Genomic DNA, 17,075 nt, shown 5'->3' with positions numbered 1-17,075 from the left:
CGAGCTCGCCGCAGCCACTTGGTGCACCGTTCACAGCCGTGAGGAACCGTTTTGAACGCCAATTTGAGGCCCATTGCCGGCCGGCTGTATCGCTTCGCGGAATTTGTGCTGGCGGCGATGCTGGCGCTGATGTTCGCCGCCTTCACCTTGCAGATCGTCTTTCGCTACCTGCTCAATCTTCCGATCGGCTGGACCAACGAGCTCAGCGTGATCCTCTGGATCTGGCTGGTCTTGTGGGGCGCCGCCTTCGTGATCCGCGAAGAGGAGGAGATACGCTTCGACCTCATCTACGCGTCGGCCGGACAGACGGCCCGCCGCATCATGTTCCTGATCGCGGCCGCGGCGCTCATCGTGCTTTACGCGATCTCCTTTCCGGCAGTCTTCGACTACGTGACCTTCATGAAGGTGGAGCACACCGCCTATCTGAAGTTCCGCTTCGATTGGCTGTTCTCCATCTATCTGGTCTTCGTCGTTGCCACGCTGGTCCGCTACCTTTGGCTTTCCTGGCAGGCCGCCTTCGGCCCGGCTCCGAAGAGGCCCGATCCGACAGAGATGGGGACCGGCACGTGAACCTCGCCCGCCCGTTCTCGCTGTCGGTCGTCGCGATCACCGCACTCGCCTTTCTTGGCCTGCCGATCGGTCACGCCATGATCGCCGGCTCGATCCTCTACCTGCTGCTCGCCGGACTCGACATGGGCACCGTCGCCGAGCAGCTCCTGAACGGCATGTACGCCAACTACATCATCCTCGCCGTCCCGCTGTTCGTGTTGGCCGCCGAGCTGATGAACGTCGGCTCTATGACCGAGCGCCTGCTGCGCTTCTGCAACGCCTGCGTCGGCCGGTTCCGCGGCGGTCTTGCTTTCGTCAACATCGTCCAGGCGATCATCTTCGCCGGCATGTCGGGTTCGGCTATCGCCGATGCCGCCGGTCCCGGCAAGCTCATGCAGAAGATGATGACCAAGGACGGAAAATATCCGCCGAGCTACGCCGCCGCGCTCTCCGCCGCGACCGCGGTGATCGGCCCGATTATCCCGCCTTCAATCCCGATGGTTATCTACGCGCTCGTCTCCGACGCTTCGATCGGCTACCTCTTCCTCGGCGGCGTCGTGCCGGGCCTTCTGATGGCGGGCGGCCAGATGATCATCGTCGCCTATCATGCCCGCGTAAGCGGCTTCCCAGTCGAGCCGCCGACGCCGCTGCGCGAGCTGCCGCGTATCACTTGGCAGGCGCTGCCCTCGCTGATGATGCCCGCGGTGCTGCTCGGCGGCATCTATAGCGGCGTGACGACGCCAACCGAGGCAGCCGCCGTCGCCGGCGTCTACGCGCTGCTGGTTTCGGTTTTCCTCTACCGCAGCGTCAGCTTTGCCGACTTCTACCGCTCGGTGCTGGTCAGCGCTCGCACCAGCGCCTCGATCGGCATGCTGATCGGCGGTGCGCTGGTATTCAACTATGTGGTCACCGTCGAAAACATTCCCCAATCGGTGAGCGCGCTTCTGCAGACCTGGCAGTTGTCGCCTACCGGCTTCCTCATTCTGGTAAACGTATTGCTCCTCCTGCTCGGCTGCGTGCTGGAGGGAACGACCATCCTGCTGGTGATCGTTCCGGTGCTCATCCCGACCGCGAGGGCCCTGGGTATCGATCCGGTGCATTTCGGCGTGATGGTCGTGGTCAATATCATGCTCGGCCTCGTGACGCCGCCTTATGGCCTGCTGCTCTTCATCATGACCAGGATCGCCGAGGTGCCGTTCAGGGACCTGGTGCGCGACATACTGCCCTTCCTGTGGGCGATGATCGGTTCGCTGGTGCTGATCACCTTCTTTCCAGGCCTCGTGCTCTGGCTGCCGCGCCTGCTCGGCTATCCGGGCTGATAGAGGGGAGAAGACGACCGATGAAGCCCATCTTCGTGATCAACGGTCCGAACCTCAACCGCCTCGGAAAGCGCGAGCCGGAAATCTATGGCACGACGACGCTGGCCGAGATCGAGGCGATGTGCCGGGAGGCCGCGGGGACGTGGCCGGTCCGTTTCCATCAGTCCAATGCCGAGCACGAAATCGTCGACTGGATCCACGAAGCCTTGGACGACGGAGCGGGCATCCTCATCAACCCGGCCGGTCTCAGCTTCAGGTCGATCCCGATCCTGGATGCGCTGAAGATGTTTCCCGGGCCGATCGTCGAGCTGCACATCTCGAACATCCATCGCCGCGAGGCGATCTACCACCGTTCGCTGGTGTCCACTGCCGCCACGGCCGTCATCGCCGGTCTCGGGCCGCGCGGATACCCGACCGCGGTGAAATCGCTGATTGAACTGATCGGACAACAAGCCGGGCCGGCGGACCCGTCGGGCGGACCGATGCATCGGAGCAATGAACGGACTGGTTAGTGCTCGTGAACCGTTAAACCGAAAGGGAGGAAAACCGACATGTGCCCACCAGGATGCCTGCATTCGATCTGTGAGAAGGCGACCCGCAGGGGTCTGCTGAAAGCCGGTTTCACGCTCGGTCTCGGCGCTGCTGCTGCGGCCGCGCTCCCCACCACGCCGTCAGCCCAGGCGGGGGCGATCAATTTCACCGAAACGATCGACCTTTCCCATGCCCTCTATGAGGGTTTCCCGACCTTCAGCGGCGAGAAATGGTTCACGGTGGAGCATCTCGTCACTTTCGCGAAGGACAAGGTGAACTTGAACCGCTGGATATCGTCGAGCACAGCGGCACGCATATGGATGCACCGATCCACTTCTCCGCCGATGGCCTGACGGCCGATCTGATCCCGATCTCGGACCTTATCGTTCCCGTCGCGGTCATCAACATCGCCGCGCGCGCCGCCGAGAATGCGGACACGAGCCTGACGCCGGACGACATAAAAGCATGGGAGGCGAAGAACGGCAGGCTGCCGGACGGCTGCTGCGTGGTGATGAATTCCGGATGGCACAAACTGGTCGGCGACCCGAGGTTCACCGGCAACGACAAGGAGAAGAAAAACCACACGCCGGGCTTTCACATCGAGGCCGCGCAGTTCCTGATCGGCGAGCGCAACGTGAAGGGCATCGGCGTCGACACGCTTTCGCTCGACACCGGGCTCAACTCGAGCGGGGCGTTTCCTGTCCACTACGAATGGCTGGGCTCGGGCCGCTGGGGCATAGAGTGCCTGGCTAATCTCGATGCAATTCCCGAGTCCGGGGCGCGTTTGTTCCTTGGCATCCCCAAGGTGAAAGGCGCAACCGGCGGTCCCACTCGCGCGATCGCGCTCCTGTAACCTCGCGGGCGAAACAATGAAAACCTCCATCGCCACCGTTTCCATCAGCGGCGACCTGCGGGAAAAACTCGCAGCGATCGCCGCTGCCGGATTCGATGGCGTGGAGATATTCGAGAATGATTTCCTGGCCTTCGACGGCACGCCCGCCGAGGTTGGCCACATGGTGCGCGACAACGGGCTGGAGATCACACTGTTCCAGCCGTTCCGCGATTTCGAGGGTCTGCCCGAGCCGCAGCGAGGCCGCGCCTTCGACCGCGCGGAGCGCAAGTTCGACGTGATGCAGGAACTCGGCACCGACTTGATGCTCGTCTGCTCATCGGTCTCGCCGGTGTCGCTGGGCGGCATCGACCGCGCCGCCGCGGATTTCCATGAACTCGGCGAGCGCGTAGCGAAGCGAGGCTTGCGTGTCGGTTACGAGGCGCTCGCCTGGGGCCGGCACGTCAACGATCATCGCGACGCATGGGAAGTCGTGCGCCGCGCGGGGCATCCCAACATCGGCTTGATCCTCGATTCCTTCCATACGCTGGCTCGTAAGATCGAGCTGCCCTCGATCCGCGCGATCCCTTCAGACAAGATATTCATCGTCCAACTCGCCGACGCGCCGCTGATCGATATGGACCTGCTCTACTGGAGCCGGCACTTCCGCAACATGCCGGGCGAAGGCGACTTGCCGGTGCGCGAGTTCATGCAGGCCGTCGCAGCGACAGGCTACAATAGCTACATATCGCTCGAAATTTTCAACGACCAGTTCCGGGGCGGCTCGGCAAAGGCGATCTCCGTCGACGGCAAGCGTTCGCTCGTCTGGCTGATGGACCAGGTGCGGCGCGCGGAGCCGGCGCTCGATATTTCGGTGCCGGCAATGCCAGACCGCATCGGCGTCGAGGGAGTGGAGTTCGTGGAATTCGCCGCGAACCCGGAGGGAGCCGTGTCGCTTGGCAGCCTCCTCACCACGCTGGAATTCTCTGAGGCCGGGCGTCACGTCTCCAAGGATGTCACCCTCTACCGGCAGGGAGAGATCAACATCGTCATCAACACCGAGCGGCAGGGCTTTGCGCATTCCTCCTTCGTCGTTCACGGCACGTCGGCTTATGCGATCGGGTTGAAGGTCGAGGATGCGGCGGCGGCCGTCGCCCGAGCCGAGGTGTTGGGGGCGGAGATTTTCCATCAGCGGGTCGGTCCGGGCGAGCTGTCGATCCCGGCAATCCGCGGCGTCGGCGGCGGGCTGATCTATTTCCTCGATGGCAAGACAGACCTGGCCAGGGTCTGGGACATCGAGTTCAAGCCTGTCGCTGCCGCCGGCGCCGGCAGCGGCGCTGGCCTCACCCGCATAGATCATGTCGGCCAGACCATGTTTCACGAGGAGATGCCGAGCTGGCTGCTCTTCTACGTCTCTCTCTTCAGGACGACGAAGACGCCGATGGTCGACATCGTCGATCCGGCAGGCCTCGTTCGCAGCCAGGTGATCGAGGGTCTCGACAAGCGCCTTCGCCTCACCCTCAACGGCGCCGAGAGCCGTCGCACGCTTGCCGGCCACTTCATCGCCGAGACTTTCGGCTCGGGTATCCAACATCTCGCCATGGCGACAGACGACATTTTCCTGACCGCCGAAAGGCTCAAGGCCAACGGCTTCGAGCCATTGCAGATTTCCATGAACTACTATGACGATGTGGAGGCGCGTTTCGGTCTCGACCCCGAGCTCGCCGACCGGCTGCGTGTGTCGAACATCCTCTATGATCGTGATGAGAAGGGCGAGTTCTTCCAGCTCTATGCGCCGACCTTCGGCGAAGGTTTCATCTTCGAGATCGTCGAGCGGCGCGGCGCCTATGCAGGTTATGGCGGGCCGAATGCGCCGTTCCGCATCGCCGCGCAAAAGCGCATGATGCCGCCCAAGGGAATGCCGAAAGTCTGAACCGCACGAAATTCGCTGGCAGGCAGGCCGACAGTCGGCCCAGGGTTACCGCTCTCAGCTGCTCCGCGTCGCCACGAACGTCGCCGCAGCTTTCAGCAACTCCGCCTCTTCACCATAGGGCTCGAGCAGCGCATGCGCCTGATCGATGAGGCCGTGGAGCTGGCCGCGCGCCCAGTTGGCCCCGTGCAGCGCGGCAAGCGTCGCCTTGCCGGCGGCGGCGTCCTTGTTCGTCGCCTTGCCCATCTGCTTGGCGTCGGCGGTGAGATCAAGAAGGTCGTCGGCGAGCTGGAAGGCAAGGCCGATCGCCGAACCGAACTCCGCCAGCCTCTCGCGGTCGGNGGGNGGCGCGCCGGCGNCGATCGCGCCCGCCTCGCAGGCGAAGCGGATCAGCGCGCCGGTCTTCATCGCCTGCAACGTGATGATGCCCGCCTCATCGGGCCGTTTGCGCTCGGCCTCGAGATCGAGCGTCTGGCCGCCGACCATGCCGCCGGCGCCGGCCGCGCGAGCAAGGGAGAGAACAAGGGCGGCCCGGCGTTCGGCCGACAGCGCGGTCGCTTCGTCGGCGATGATGTCGAACGCCATGGTCAGCAGCGCGTCGCCGGCAAGGATCGCGGTCGCCTCGTCGAAGGCCCTGTGCACCGTCGGCTGGCCGCGTCGCAAATCGTCGTCGTCCATGGCCGGCAGATCGTCATGGATCAGCGAATAGCAGTGCACGCATTCGAGCGCCGCCGCGACGCGGAGCGCCGCGTCACTATCGGCAGAAAACAGCGCCGCACTTTCCATGACCAGAAACGGGCGCAGCCGCTTGCCGCCGTTGAGCACGCCGTGGCGCATCGCCGCCATCAGGCGCTCGGGCCGCGCGATCTCGCCGGAGAACAGACGCGCGTCGAGGATCCGGCGCAGCTCAGTCTCGACCGCGGCGGCGCGCATAAAAAGCGCGGTTTCGAAGGCGATCTGGTCGTCTTTGCTCATGGCCGGGAGCGGTAGCCGACACTCAGACATTGCGCAAGCAGGCGCGCGCCTTTATGCCGGAGGGGGCGAGGCATGGGTGGGGCGGCTTGACGGAACCGATCGTCGAACATGAAAGCGAAGGGCTGGACATGGCGCGGCCGCGGCGCCTGAACCGCGCCGGTCTGAAGCGCATCGTCCGGCGCTGCCTGGTCGTGGCGTTGGTGCTGGCGGCTATCCCGGTCGTGCTCACCTTCCTTTATCTGCCGCCCTTCGTGCATCCGGTTTCGACGCTGATGTTGAAGGACCTCGTGACCTTTTCGGGCTACGACCGGCGTTGGGTGTCGATCGACGACGTGGCGCCGGTGCTGGCGCATTCGGTGATCATGTCGGAAGACGGGCAGTTCTGTTTCCATCGCGGCGTCGATCTGGGCGAATTGCGCGGCGTGGTCGACGACGCGCTGGCCGGCGAGGCGACGCGCGGCGCATCCACCATCACCATGCAGACGGTCAAGAACCTTTTTCTCTGGGCGCGGCCGCTCAGCAGCGTGCGCAAGGTGGTCGAGCTGCCCTTAGCCGTCTATTTCGATGCGGTGATGTCGAAGCGGCGGATCATGGAGATCTATCTCAACGTCGCCGAATGGGGACCGGGCATTTACGGCATCGAGGCCGCCGCCCGACACCATTTCGGCGTCTCGGCCAAGCAATTGTCGCGCCGGCAGGCGGCGCTGCTCGCCGTCAGCCTGCCCAATCCGATCGCACGCAATCCGGCAAAGCCCGGACCGGGCTTGCGGCGACTGGCCTCGCTGATAGAAAGGCGGGCCGGTCGGTCAGGCGCCTATGTCGGCTGCCTTGACTAGGTGCGTCGATATTCAAGTGAGCCCGGCCTGCGAACGGCGGCTACCTGCGCTTCCGGTGCTCACGTACTTCAAGTACGCTCCGCTCCGGTTCTCGGTAGCCACCGCTCTCGGCTCGGCCTGACTTGAATCTCGACGCACCTAGCTCTTATCCTGCTCCGGCTCAAAAAAATTCGCGGGCACGCTGGCCAAAACGGCGCAGGGCGTGTATAGGCACCCGACTTTCTCAGATTATGGCCTCGATGCGGCCCTTTCGCGAGGGTTACCGAGGCATTTTGACCATGTAGTGGAGCATATCCATGGCCGTTCCAAAAAGAAAAACCTCTCCGTCGAAGCGCGGCATGCGCCGCTCGGCCGACGCCCTCAAGGCCCCGACCTATGTCGAGGACAAGAATTCCGGCGAAATGCGCCGTCCGCATCACATCGACCTGAAGACCGGCATGTATCGCGGCCGCCAGGTTCTGGAGCCGAAGGAAAGCTGAGAAGCTTCCACGGTTTGTGACGTTTCAAAAGACCGGCCTCTGGCCGGTCTTTTTGTTTTTGGCGTCTGGTCGATCGAGGCCTAGGTCGCGCAGGCTGCAGAAAAGCCAGGGCAACCGGCTGACATCGTTATTTCATTAGGTCTTACAGCGTGTTCGTCGCCGCCAGCGAAAAACCTTGACGGCGCGCTTGCTGCGGATTTTACAAAAGGGCTGCCCTTTTGGAGTCGCCCAGATGTTCGGTGCCGTCCCGCTGCTGATCGTGCCCTTCGTCCTCTACAATCTCGGCCTGCTGGGATTGTTCGGCGGCGGCGACGATCCCTGGATGATCGAGATGTTCTCCTTCCGCATGATGTCGGGCGGCGTGTTCTCGATGACGCTCGGCGACCTGATGGTGCTGATCGGGCTTATCTTCCTGTTCGTCGAGATCTCAAAATCGGTGCGCACGACCAATGCCTCGATCCTGGACCATCTTCTGTCGACGCTGGTCTTCGTCGCCTTCCTGGTCGAGTTCCTCCTGGTGAAGGGCGCGGCGCATTCGGTGTTCTTCACGCTGATGATCATCGCGCTGTTCGACGTGCTGGCCGGCTTCTCGGTGTCGATGCGCTCGGCCAGCCGGGATATCAATTTGAACTAGGGCTATGCCGATATTCAGGTGAGGCCGGCCTGCGAACGACGGCTTCCTGCGCTTCCGGTGCTCACGTACTTTAAGTACGCTCCGCTCCGGTTCTCGGAAACCATCGTTCTCGACTCGGCCTGACCTGAATCTCGACACATCCAGGGCGCTGCAGCTCTAAGGGGTTCACACGGTGGACGGTTCAACAACCTTCCGCGCGACGACCGCCTCGTACGCTGCCTGCAGCTGCTGGCGCACGGTCGGCGCGCTAGGCGGCGCCTTCAGGGGCATGCCCAGATGCTCGTGGCGCAGTTCGTCCATGAATTGCTCCCAGAGCTGGGGGCCGCCTTTTTCGAGCAACTCGGCGCGGATCGAAAGCTCCTCGCTGACCGGCAGCCAGACGCGTCCCCAGGCGCCGAGATGCGCCATGATCGGCACGAGCGTGATCGCCATCTCGGTCAGGCTGTAGATCGCCTTCTGCTTGTGGCTTGGATCGTCGGCCTTGGTCAGCAGGCCCAGCTGCATCAGCCGCTTAAGCCGGTCGGCCAGGATGTTGGAGGCGATGCCCTCGAGCGAGAAGTTGAGCAGTTCGCGGAAGTGGCGTTTGCCGCCGAAGATCATGTCGCGCAGGATGATCAGGCTCCAGCGGTCGCCGAAAACCTCCAGCGACAGATTGATCGGGCAGCCGGATCGACGGTCGATGCTCATGGCGGTCTCCAGAAAAACCAGTTGCATTATGATATCAGTTTCATTATCGTGCAACTGATTGCAAAATGCAATCGGATTGGAGGAGCAGATGACCACTGCAGCGCACCCCGATATCGCTTCCGAGACGTTCGGCGACCCGGCCGATCCGGCGATCCTTCTGGTCATGGGCGCCATGGCTTCGATGCTGTGGTGGCCCGAAGCGTTCTGCCGGCAGCTCGCCGGGCGCGGCCGCTTCGTCATCCGCTACGACAACCGCGACACCGGCCTGTCGACCAAATATCCGCCAGGCGCGCCGCCCTATACGTTCGAGGACATGGTGGACGATGCCATGCGCGTGCTCGATGACCATGGCGCCGCAAAGGCGCATGTCGCCGGCATGTCGATGGGTGGCATGATCGCGCAGAACGTGGCGCTGAAATATCCCGAACGCGTCCGCGCGCTCACCGTGATCTCCTGTTCGCCGCTTGGTGTCGACACATCCGACCTGCCGGGAACGACCGAGGCCTACAAGGATCATTCGGCGGAAGGCACCAATGTCGACTGGTCTGATCGGCAGCAGGTGCTCGACTTCATGGTCAAGGACGCCCGCGCGATTGCCAGCACGCTCCATCCGTTCGATGAGAAACGGACACGCAAGATGATCGAGGAAGATTACGACCGCTCCGGCGGTCTTGCCAGCGCGACCAACCATTTCCTGCTCAAGGGCGGCGGTCCGCAGCGCACGGTGCGGGATCTCGACGCGCCGCTGCTCGTCATCCACGGCACCGCCGATCCTCTTTTTCCGATCGAGCATGGCGAAGCGCTTGCCGAGGCCGTGCCCGGCGCAAGGCTGGTGCGGATCGAAGGCGGCGGCCACGAGCTGCACCGCAACGACTGGCCGCAAATCGTCCGGGCCATCGCCGAACACGGGTAGCGCCGACAAGAAGCCGCCTTGACTCAAACCGTTCATGCCAATAGTGAAGTAGTTACTTCAGTATTGTCCAATCGCCTGGATATTGGTTGGGGCATGATCTTTTCCAAAAACCGATTTCCACTTTTTGGAATCATGCCCTGAAGCGAAAGAGAGCGAGAAATGTCCCTGACGCTGCATTTCCACCCGCTGGCCTCGTTCTGCTGGAAGCCGCTGATCGCGTTCTACGAGAACGACACGCCCTTCAAGCCGGTGATCGTCGATCTCGGCGATGAGCAGTCGCGCGCGGCCTTCCTGAAGGTGTCGCCGACCGGCAAGATGCCCGCATTGCGCGACGACTCGCGCGGCCGCACGGTACTGGAATCGACCATCGTCGTCGAATACCTCGCCGCGCATTATCCCGGGCCGGTCGCGCTCGTTCCCGCCGATGTCGATCTCGCCCTTCAGGTCCGCCAGGCGGATCGCTTCTACGATTTCTATGTGCAGCATCCGATGCAGAAGATCGTCGGCGACAGGCTGCGGCCAAAGGAGCAGACCGATCCGTTCGGTGTCGAGGAGGCGCGCGCGCAACTGCGCAATTCCTACGCCATTGTCGAAGAGGAGATGCAGGGCAAGAGCTGGGCGGTGGGCGAGACCTTCACCATGGCCGACAGCGCCGCCTCGCCGGCGCTGTTCTACGCCAACAAGGTCGAGCCCTTCGGCGACAAGTTCCCCGCCGTGAAACGCTACCACGACCGGCTGCTCGCGCGTCCGTCCTTCGCCCGCGTGATCGAGGAAGCGCAGCCCTATTTCAAGCTCTTTCCTTACAACGACGGCTAATTCGCGATGCTGCACGATCCCGCCCAGCTCGACCTCATGTTCCAGGCGCTCGCCGATCCCGCCCGGCGCAGCATGGTGGAACGGCTGTCGCGCGGCCCGGCATCGGTCAGCCAGCTGGCCGAGCCGCTGGCGATGTCGCTTTCGGCCGTCGTCCAGCATCTCAACGTGCTCGAGGCAAGCGGCCTGGTCAGGACCGAGAAGCTTGGCCGGGTGCGAACCTGCCGGATCGAGCCGCAGGCGCTTCGGGCCGCCGAGCACTGGATCAACGAGCGGAGGCTTGCCTGGGAGCGCAGGCTCGACCGGCTCGGCGATTTTCTCGATGAAACCAAAGACGAAACCTGAAGGGTCCTGTCATGAGCGAACGATCCGTCGTCCATTCCACCTTCGTCATCGAGCGCGTCTATCCGGCGGCGCCGGCCAAGGTCTATTTCGCGCTGAGCGACGCCGAGGCGAAGAAACGCTGGTTTTTCGATCCCGACAACCCGATGCCGAGCCGGCATGAAATGGACTTTCGCGTCGGCGGCAAGGAAGTGAACGCCGGCTGTCCCAGCGACGGGCAGATGCATTTCTACAACGCGGTCTACCAGGACATCGTGCCGAACCGGCGCATTGTCTACAGCTACGAGCTGCTGTTCGGCCAAACCCGGGTCTCGGTTTCGCTTGCGACGATCGAGCTCATCGCGGAAGGCAACGGCACGCGGCTGATCCTGACGGAGCAGGGGGCCTTCTTCGACGGCATCGACACACCGGCCACGCGCGAGCATGGAACGGGCGAGCTGCTCGACGCGCTCGGCGCGGCACTGGCGGCAGCCTATTGAGGCCTTGTGTCGGCCAAGGGCGCGATCACTTTCTCGTGCGCCTTTGGCTCGACGCCCATAAATCATTCCCCCGGCGATGTTTCCCAGAACTGGTCGAGCCAGATGTTGAGCCTGAGGAAGCCGGCGTTGCTGACGGTGTAGACGCGCCTTGTGCCTTCGGCCTTGGCTTTGACCAGGCCGGCATCGAGCAGGACTTTGAGGTGCTGGGAAACGGCGGGGCGTGAGACGGGCAATCCGGCCGCCAATTCGTTCACCGTCTTCGGGCCGCGCCGGAGTTCTTCCAAGAGATAGCGCCGGTTGGGATCGGCTATCGCCAAAAAGGCGTCAGAAAACATCATGCCTTTATTTGTGGGGCAAAGTTTTCCGAATCTCAACTATTGGTTTCAACCTTTCTGCGCGGATCGAGCCGCGTTGCCTCAGGCGTGACCGCGCGATCCGCGGGCTGCGTCTTAAAGGCATCGCGGTTTTCGATCGGCACCGGCGCGCGGGCGCGGATGCGCAGCAGCGTGTAGCCACCGAGGCTGAGATGCGCGAGCGCGGTTGCAAGGAAGAGCCCCTCCGGACGCATCGAACCCATCAAGGCCGCGGCCAAAAGCGGTCCGATCATCGTGCCAAAGCCGTAGAGCAACAGCAGGCCGCCTGAAACCTTGACGAAGTCCTCGGAGCGGGCGTGGTCATTGGCATGCGCGACGGCGATCGAATAGAGCGTATAGGCGAAAGCGCCATAGGCGGCGGTCATCACGATGACGAAGAGGCCCGAACGCGGCGCGATCAGGAAGATCAGCAGCGCGACCAGCGCGGCGCCGAAGGCCGCGCCGGCCAGCACGAAGCGACGGTCGGTTGTATCCGACAGGCGCCCGGCCGGAAGCTGCATGGCGGCGCCGGAAACGACGACAAGGCTCATCATCAGCGCGATCTCGGCGGTCGAGATACCGACGCGGGCGCCGTAGACCGCGCCCAGGGTGCCCCAGGCGCCGTTGGCGATGCCGATCAGAAGGCAGGCCACCGCCGACACCGGCGAATTGGCGTAGAGGCCTTTCACGTCGAGCTTGACGTCCTGCAGGGGCTTGGGATGCGACTGCGTCGACACCGCTGTCGGAATGAGCGACAGGCAAAACAGGATGCCGGTGATCATGAACAGCGAGGCCGACCGCACGTCGCCGCCGGCGACGATCATCTGGCCGCCCATGATCGAGGCATAGGTGACCATCATATAGAGGCCGAAGACGGTGCCACGGTTCTCGTTGGTGGCCTTCTCGTTCAGCCAGCTCTCGATGACCATGAAGGCCCCGGCCATGGTGAAGCCGGTGAAGGCGCGCAAGAGGATCCAGAAATACTCGTCGATGATAAGGCCGGTGAGCAGCGCGACGATCGCGCCCGACGCTGCGAAGGCGCCGAAGGCCCTGACATGGCCGGCGCGGCGCACGAGGCGCGGCGCGAAGAAGCAGCCAGCGACGAAGCCGCCGGCCCAGGCCGTGCCCATCAGGCCGAGCGATGCGGTCGAAAAGCCTTCCACCTGGCCGCGCAGCGGCAAGAGCAGCCCGTGCAGGCCGGAAGCGGCGAGCAGAAACGCCGTGCCGCGGAGCAGCGAGAGGATCGGTCTGTAGGTTGCAAACATGGTTGATCCGGCTGGAATTTCGGGGCGCAGGTCCGTTTCAGGGGGAGGTCTGGCAGTCGCAATCAGGCTTTTCCGGGGCGGGCAAACGCGCCGGCGAACCTATCCTCTACGAAATAGTGCCTCGGCCGCGGATTTGGTGGCGCCCTTGGCGGCCCGTTCCTCTTCCAGCCGGGCGATCTCTTCGCGCAGCATCGCAATGCGCTCGGATAGTTCGTCTACGGAAAGCAGCGACAGGTCCTGGCCGATCTCGTGCGGGCGCCGCTTCTTGCCGGGTTCGTCGTCGAAGATAGCCATCCGTCGCTCCTCCCCTACTTGGCCATTTGCCTGGTTTGGCAATCAGCATACATAGGGCAGGGGCGCCGATGCAAACAGCCGACACTGACCGGCACAGGGAGAACGGGACACGATGGCAAACGGACAGAAGATCCCGGCGAAGATGACGGCTATCGCGATCTCGCAGCCCGGTGGTCCCAGGGTGCTGAAGCCGGAAACGCGCGATGTGCCTGTGCCCGGTTCGGGCGAAGTGCTGATCCAGGTGCACGCGGCCGGCATCAACCGGCCGGATGTGCAGCAGCGCAAGGGCTCCTATCCACCGCCGCCCGGCGCCTCGGACCTGCCCGGCCTCGAGGTGGCCGGTGAAATCGCGGCGCTCGGCGACGAGATATCGCGCTGGCGCATCGGCGACCGGGTCTGCGCGCTGACGCCGGGCGGCGGCTATGCCGAATATGTCAAGGTGCATGCCGGCAGCGTGCTGCCGATCCCGGCCGGCTTCACCTATTCGGAGGCCGCCGCGGTTCCGGAAAACTATTTCACCGTCTGGCACAATGTGTTCGAGCGCGGCGGCCTGAAGAAGGGCGAGACGCTGCTTGTCCATGGCGGCTCGTCCGGCATCGGCACCACCGCCATACAGCTCGCCTCGGCCTTCGGCGCCTATGTGATCACCACCGCCGGCAGCAAGGAGAAATGCGACGCCTGCCTCAAGCTCGGCGCCGACCGGGCGATCAACTACCGCGAGGAGGATTTCGTCGCCGCGGTGAAGGATGCGACCGATGGCAAGGGCGCGAACGTCATCCTCGACATGGTCGGCGGCGATTATGTCGGGCGCAACTACGATGCCGCGGCGGTCGAGGGGCGGATCGTCCAGATCGCGGTGCAGGCCGGTGCCGTGGCAAGCGCCGACTTCTCCAAGGTCATGGTGAAGCGGCTGACGCATACCGGCTCGACGCTTCGTCCGCGCACCGTGGAGTTCAAGGCGGCGATCGCCGCTGCGCTGGAGGCCCAGGTGTGGCCGCTGCTCGGAACGCGCAAGGTGGCACCCGTCATGGACATGATCTTTCCGCTGACCGAAGCCTGGCGGGCGCATGAGCGGATGGAAGAGGGCGAGCATATAGGCAAGATCGTCCTCGACGTCGGGTGAGATGTATCGATATTCAGGTGAGGCCGGCCTGCAAATGCCGGCCTTCTGCGCTTCCGGTGCTCACGTACTTTAAGTACGCTCCGCTCCGGTTCTCGAAGCCCGCCATTTTCGACTGGCCTGACCTGAATCTCGACACATCTCGGCCGACCGCGGTGCGCCAGTTCCAAGCTGAACAAAGCTTTAATGGTGCAATGCACAAAACGCATTGCGGCCATGCAAAAGCGTCCGTTCAATTTGTGGGCAGGCATGCCTATTTAAGCGGCATCAAACGATTTGACCAACCGACTGGAGAACTATCATGAACCCGATCAGTGCTTACCGTAAGTGGCGCATGTACAACGAAACCGTGCGCGAGTTGAACAAGCTCAATGCCCGCCAGCTGAGCGACCTCGGCATCAACCGCGGCGACATCGAGCGCATCGCCCGCCAGGCTCTTTGATCGCGGCGCCCGGCCGCAAGGCCGGGGGCGGCGAGGAGAAGCCAGAGCCGTCGAGACGCTTGCTTTATCTCCGGTTCCGAACCCGCTGGACCTCGTCCAGCGGGTTTTGTCTTTTCAAGGCGGTGATTCAGCCCCTTCCCAAAAACATTGCGAAAATTCGAGGGAGCGTTTATACAGGCTGCGAATTTCCCATTTTGGTGGCTCTAAAACCACCGCCCGCGCGGGAACGCGGGCGAACGAGAAGGATTTTTGATATGGCCAATTCGCTGCTGATGCCCAAGGCGACCGCCGTCTGGCTGGTCGACAACACCGCGCTTTCCTTCGAGCAGATCGCGCAGTTCTGCGGGCTGCATCCGCTGGAGGTCAAGGCGATCGCCGACGGCGAGTCGGCACAAGGCATCAAGGGCATGGACCCGATCATCACCGGACAGTTGACGCGCGACGAGATCGCGCGCGGCGAGAAGGACATCAACTACCGGCTGAAGCTGTCGGAGCCGAAGGTGCGGGTGCCGGAATCGAAGCGCAAGGGCCCGCGCTACACGCCGCTGTCCAAGCGCCAGGACCGGCCGAACGCCATCCTGTGGCTGGTGCGCAACCATCCGGAGCTCAAGGACGCGCAGATTTCCCGTCTCGTGGGCACCACCAAGTCGACGATCGAGCAGATCCGCGAGCGCAAGCACTGGAATTCGGCCAATCTGCAGCCGATGGATCCGGTGACGCTCGGCCTCACCTCGCAGATCGACCTCGATCTCGAAGTCAACCGCGCTTCGCGCGGCCGCGAGCCGGCGCAGCCCGTCGGCGACACGCTGCTGCCCGCCGCACTCACCGAACGGCTGGTGCCGGCGCCCGAGAAGCCGAAGGACGAGGATGCAGAGCTCGACGCCAACGCCGTCTTCGCCAAGCTTTCGGCACTCAAGTCGAAAGACAAGGACGAAGACGAAGAATAAGCATCGCGAAGGTCCAACAAAAAAGCCCGCTCGAGCGGGCTTTTTTGTTGGACAATGGCTTGGGAGGAAGTCATGTCCGCGCGGCGCGGTCGGGCGCCATGCCGTAATCCTCGCTGCGCTCGACGGCGCGGTAGAAATCGGCCAGCTGCTTGCCGCGCTCCGGCTTGAAGATCCGGCCGGCGATGACGACCGAGGCGATGCGGTCGATGCGGAAGGCACGGAAATCGTCGCGCATCTCGCACCAGGCGACCAGGGTCCAGACCTTGCCCCAGAACCACAGGCCCAAGGGCCGGATGTCGCGCGCGGTGCCGCGGCCGGCCTCGTCGGAATAGTCGATGGTCAGCACCTGGCGTTTCTCGACGGCGCGCTCGATGAGGTCGATGGCTTCGCGCGCGGCGTCGCTCACCACCCACATCGGGGTGTGGATCTCGGTGCGGGCGATGCGGTCCTTCTCGGTATCGGGCAGCACGGCGCCGATCTTGACCAGCGCCTCGTCGGCGGCCCTGGCCATTGCCGCGCCGCCAAAGGCGCGCACCATGCGGGCGCCGGCAACCAGCGCGACGATCTCGTCACGCGTAAACATCAGCGGCGGAAGGTCGAAACCCTCCCTCATCATGTAGCCGACACCTGCTTCGCCGTCGATCGGCACGCCGGTCGACTGCAAGTCGGCTATGTCGCGGTAGATGGTGCGCTCGGAAACCTCGAGCCATGTGCCGAGCTTCTGCGCGGTGACCAGCCGGCCACCCCGCAAATGCTGCACGATCTGGAAAAGCCTGTCGGCGCGACGCATTGATTTCTCCCCCGGGGTTTATGGCTTAAGTCCTTCGCGCTTGCGCTGCGCGGCAACGAATTTCGCCCCGAAGGACAGTCTGCCAGTGGTCGGCGTCCCTGCGTCCAACACGCGCCAGAAGGGCGCTACATCGCTCAGCGCCATGCCGCGCTCAAAATCCTCATGGGCGGCCTCGGCAACTGTGCGCAGATGATAACCGATCGTCACCGGACATGTCACTTCGGCGCCATGCTCGATGGCCAAAGCGGTGCGCAGCGCGCGCACATCCATCTCCACCCCTACGGGGATCGAGCGGATGAACTCGTCGACCTGGCGCGCGGTCGGCACCAGCATCGACTGGCCCTCAACGACATCGCCGACCGTGCGCGGCGACGGCTTGATGCCGTTGATGCCCGGCGTGTTCAACCTGTCGTTCCAGCTTTTCACCATACGCGGACTACTCCGATAGTCGGATCAAGTTCGTTATTGTCAGGATCGAAGCCGCTCCAAATACCGCATTCCTCCTGACAACATGCTGTCAGGAGGCTGCGGCGAAGCTACCGGCAAAC

Annotated in this window: 23 protein-coding genes; 16 read left to right on the top strand and 7 right to left on the bottom strand. The window is 63.6% G+C overall.

The window, feature by feature from the left end; all coding sequences use genetic code 11:
- Positions 1 to 51 precede the first annotated feature (51 nt).
- From YU3_RS0112875 to YU3_RS0112855, 6 genes are read left to right on the top strand one after another with little or no spacing between them, the layout of a single operon-like run.
- The gene (locus YU3_RS0112875) at positions 52 to 570 is read left to right on the top strand and encodes a TRAP transporter small permease subunit (protein ID WP_027166637.1); all 519 of its coding nucleotides are present in this window, start codon (positions 52 to 54) and stop codon (positions 568 to 570) included.
- A complete protein-coding gene (locus tag YU3_RS0112870) occupies positions 567 to 1,868 on the top strand; it encodes a TRAP transporter large permease (protein WP_027166636.1) in 1,302 nt (433 codons plus the stop codon). The genes YU3_RS0112875 and YU3_RS0112870 overlap by 4 nt, the downstream gene beginning before the upstream one ends.
- Positions 1,869 to 1,888: 20 nt before the next feature.
- Positions 1,889 to 2,380, top strand: a complete 492-nt coding sequence (locus YU3_RS36435; protein WP_051333927.1) for a type II 3-dehydroquinate dehydratase — start codon at positions 1,889 to 1,891, stop codon at positions 2,378 to 2,380.
- A gap of 39 nt (positions 2,381 to 2,419) precedes the next feature.
- Positions 2,420 to 2,752: a hypothetical protein gene (locus tag YU3_RS41235; RefSeq protein ID WP_051333926.1), complete on the top strand. Its 333-nt coding sequence runs from the start codon at positions 2,420 to 2,422 to the stop codon at positions 2,750 to 2,752.
- Complete coding sequence (locus YU3_RS41230; RefSeq protein ID WP_051333925.1) at positions 2,716 to 3,252, top strand: cyclase family protein; 537 nt, start codon at positions 2,716 to 2,718, stop codon at positions 3,250 to 3,252. The genes YU3_RS41235 and YU3_RS41230 overlap by 37 nt, the downstream gene beginning before the upstream one ends.
- 16 nt (positions 3,253 to 3,268) lie before the next feature.
- Entirely contained in the window at positions 3,269 to 5,161 is a 1,893-nt protein-coding gene (locus tag YU3_RS0112855) for a sugar phosphate isomerase/epimerase and 4-hydroxyphenylpyruvate domain-containing protein (protein ID WP_027166635.1), read from the top strand.
- Positions 5,162 to 5,215: 54 nt separating this feature from the next.
- Here YU3_RS0112855 and YU3_RS0112850 read toward each other — a convergent pair whose 3' ends face one another.
- Positions 5,216 to 6,133 (bottom strand): polyprenyl synthetase family protein, encoded by a 918-nt coding sequence (locus YU3_RS0112850; protein WP_027166634.1) that lies wholly within the window; start codon positions 6,131 to 6,133, stop codon positions 5,216 to 5,218.
- 128 nt (positions 6,134 to 6,261) lie between these two features.
- Between YU3_RS0112850 and YU3_RS0112845 the strand changes: the two genes are divergently transcribed.
- The 3 genes from YU3_RS0112845 (at position 6,262) to YU3_RS0112835 (ending at position 8,082) form a co-directional block, all read left to right on the top strand.
- A complete protein-coding gene (locus tag YU3_RS0112845; RefSeq protein WP_198021663.1) occupies positions 6,262 to 6,969 on the top strand; it encodes a transglycosylase domain-containing protein in 708 nt (235 codons plus the stop codon).
- Positions 6,970 to 7,265: 296 nt separating this feature from the next.
- Positions 7,266 to 7,448 (top strand): 50S ribosomal protein L32, encoded by a 183-nt coding sequence (rpmF, locus tag YU3_RS0112840; RefSeq protein WP_006203806.1) that lies wholly within the window; start codon positions 7,266 to 7,268, stop codon positions 7,446 to 7,448.
- 232 nt (positions 7,449 to 7,680) lie between these two features.
- Positions 7,681 to 8,082 (top strand): hypothetical protein, encoded by a 402-nt coding sequence (locus YU3_RS0112835; protein WP_027166632.1) that lies wholly within the window; start codon positions 7,681 to 7,683, stop codon positions 8,080 to 8,082.
- A gap of 165 nt (positions 8,083 to 8,247) precedes the next feature.
- On the opposite strand, the gene YU3_RS0112830 is transcribed toward YU3_RS0112835, so the two are convergent.
- The gene (locus YU3_RS0112830; protein ID WP_027166631.1) at positions 8,248 to 8,769 is read right to left on the bottom strand and encodes a helix-turn-helix domain-containing protein; all 522 of its coding nucleotides are present in this window, start codon (positions 8,767 to 8,769) and stop codon (positions 8,248 to 8,250) included.
- 88 nt (positions 8,770 to 8,857) lie between these two features.
- Between YU3_RS0112830 and YU3_RS0112825 the strand changes: the two genes are divergently transcribed.
- The 4 genes from YU3_RS0112825 to YU3_RS0112810 all read left to right on the top strand — a co-directional run bounded on the left by YU3_RS0112825 (position 8,858) and on the right by YU3_RS0112810 (position 11,316).
- Complete coding sequence (locus tag YU3_RS0112825) at positions 8,858 to 9,682, top strand: alpha/beta hydrolase (protein ID WP_027166630.1); 825 nt, start codon at positions 8,858 to 8,860, stop codon at positions 9,680 to 9,682.
- A gap of 159 nt (positions 9,683 to 9,841) precedes the next feature.
- Positions 9,842 to 10,498 (top strand): glutathione S-transferase family protein, encoded by a 657-nt coding sequence (locus tag YU3_RS0112820; RefSeq protein ID WP_027166629.1) that lies wholly within the window; start codon positions 9,842 to 9,844, stop codon positions 10,496 to 10,498.
- Between the two features lie 6 nt (positions 10,499 to 10,504).
- Positions 10,505 to 10,840 (top strand): metalloregulator ArsR/SmtB family transcription factor, encoded by a 336-nt coding sequence (locus YU3_RS0112815; RefSeq protein ID WP_027166628.1) that lies wholly within the window; start codon positions 10,505 to 10,507, stop codon positions 10,838 to 10,840.
- 11 nt (positions 10,841 to 10,851) lie between these two features.
- Positions 10,852 to 11,316: an SRPBCC family protein gene (locus YU3_RS0112810; protein WP_027166627.1), complete on the top strand. Its 465-nt coding sequence runs from the start codon at positions 10,852 to 10,854 to the stop codon at positions 11,314 to 11,316.
- A 62-nt stretch (positions 11,317 to 11,378) separates the two neighbouring features.
- Here the strand turns inward: YU3_RS0112810 and YU3_RS0112805 are convergent, their stop codons facing one another.
- The 3 genes from YU3_RS0112805 to YU3_RS0112795 all read right to left on the bottom strand — a co-directional run bounded on the left by YU3_RS0112805 (position 11,379) and on the right by YU3_RS0112795 (position 13,228).
- A complete protein-coding gene (locus YU3_RS0112805; protein ID WP_027166626.1) occupies positions 11,379 to 11,654 on the bottom strand; it encodes a metalloregulator ArsR/SmtB family transcription factor in 276 nt (91 codons plus the stop codon).
- 32 nt (positions 11,655 to 11,686) lie between these two features.
- The gene (locus tag YU3_RS0112800; RefSeq protein ID WP_027166625.1) at positions 11,687 to 12,934 is read right to left on the bottom strand and encodes an MFS transporter; all 1,248 of its coding nucleotides are present in this window, start codon (positions 12,932 to 12,934) and stop codon (positions 11,687 to 11,689) included.
- A gap of 99 nt (positions 12,935 to 13,033) precedes the next feature.
- Positions 13,034 to 13,228 (bottom strand): DUF1192 domain-containing protein, encoded by a 195-nt coding sequence (locus YU3_RS0112795; RefSeq protein WP_027166624.1) that lies wholly within the window; start codon positions 13,226 to 13,228, stop codon positions 13,034 to 13,036.
- A gap of 112 nt (positions 13,229 to 13,340) precedes the next feature.
- Here YU3_RS0112795 and YU3_RS0112790 point away from each other — a divergent pair, with 112 nt between their 5' ends.
- The 3 genes from YU3_RS0112790 (at position 13,341) to YU3_RS0112780 (ending at position 15,737) form a co-directional block, all read left to right on the top strand.
- Positions 13,341 to 14,351, top strand: coding sequence for an NAD(P)H-quinone oxidoreductase (locus YU3_RS0112790; protein ID WP_027166623.1), 1,011 nt, complete (start codon positions 13,341 to 13,343; stop codon positions 14,349 to 14,351).
- 298 nt (positions 14,352 to 14,649) lie between these two features.
- Positions 14,650 to 14,790 carry a DUF1127 domain-containing protein gene (locus tag YU3_RS39245; RefSeq protein WP_084508056.1) on the top strand — a complete coding sequence of 47 codons (141 nt, stop codon included), beginning with the start codon at positions 14,650 to 14,652 and terminating at the stop codon, positions 14,788 to 14,790.
- A 254-nt stretch (positions 14,791 to 15,044) separates the two neighbouring features.
- Complete coding sequence (locus YU3_RS0112780) at positions 15,045 to 15,737, top strand: DUF1013 domain-containing protein (RefSeq protein ID WP_027166622.1); 693 nt, start codon at positions 15,045 to 15,047, stop codon at positions 15,735 to 15,737.
- Positions 15,738 to 15,807: 70 nt separating this feature from the next.
- Here the strand turns inward: YU3_RS0112780 and YU3_RS0112775 are convergent, their stop codons facing one another.
- Both YU3_RS0112775 and YU3_RS0112770 read right to left on the bottom strand, forming a co-directional pair.
- Positions 15,808 to 16,527, bottom strand: a complete 720-nt coding sequence (locus YU3_RS0112775) for a YafY family protein (protein ID WP_027166621.1) — start codon at positions 16,525 to 16,527, stop codon at positions 15,808 to 15,810.
- Positions 16,528 to 16,545: 18 nt separating this feature from the next.
- On the bottom strand, positions 16,546 to 16,956 hold the full coding sequence (locus YU3_RS0112770) for a hypothetical protein (protein WP_036258376.1): 411 nt from the start codon (positions 16,954 to 16,956) through the stop codon (positions 16,546 to 16,548).
- Positions 16,957 to 17,075: the final 119 nt, after the last annotated feature.

Origin of the sequence: Mesorhizobium sp. WSM3224, from assembly GCF_000427725.1 — a bacterium.
Lineage (GTDB): Bacteria > Pseudomonadota > Alphaproteobacteria > Rhizobiales > Rhizobiaceae > Mesorhizobium.
The sequence above is the reverse complement of the archived record's forward strand: the minus strand, read 5'-3'. Positions and strand labels throughout refer to the sequence as shown.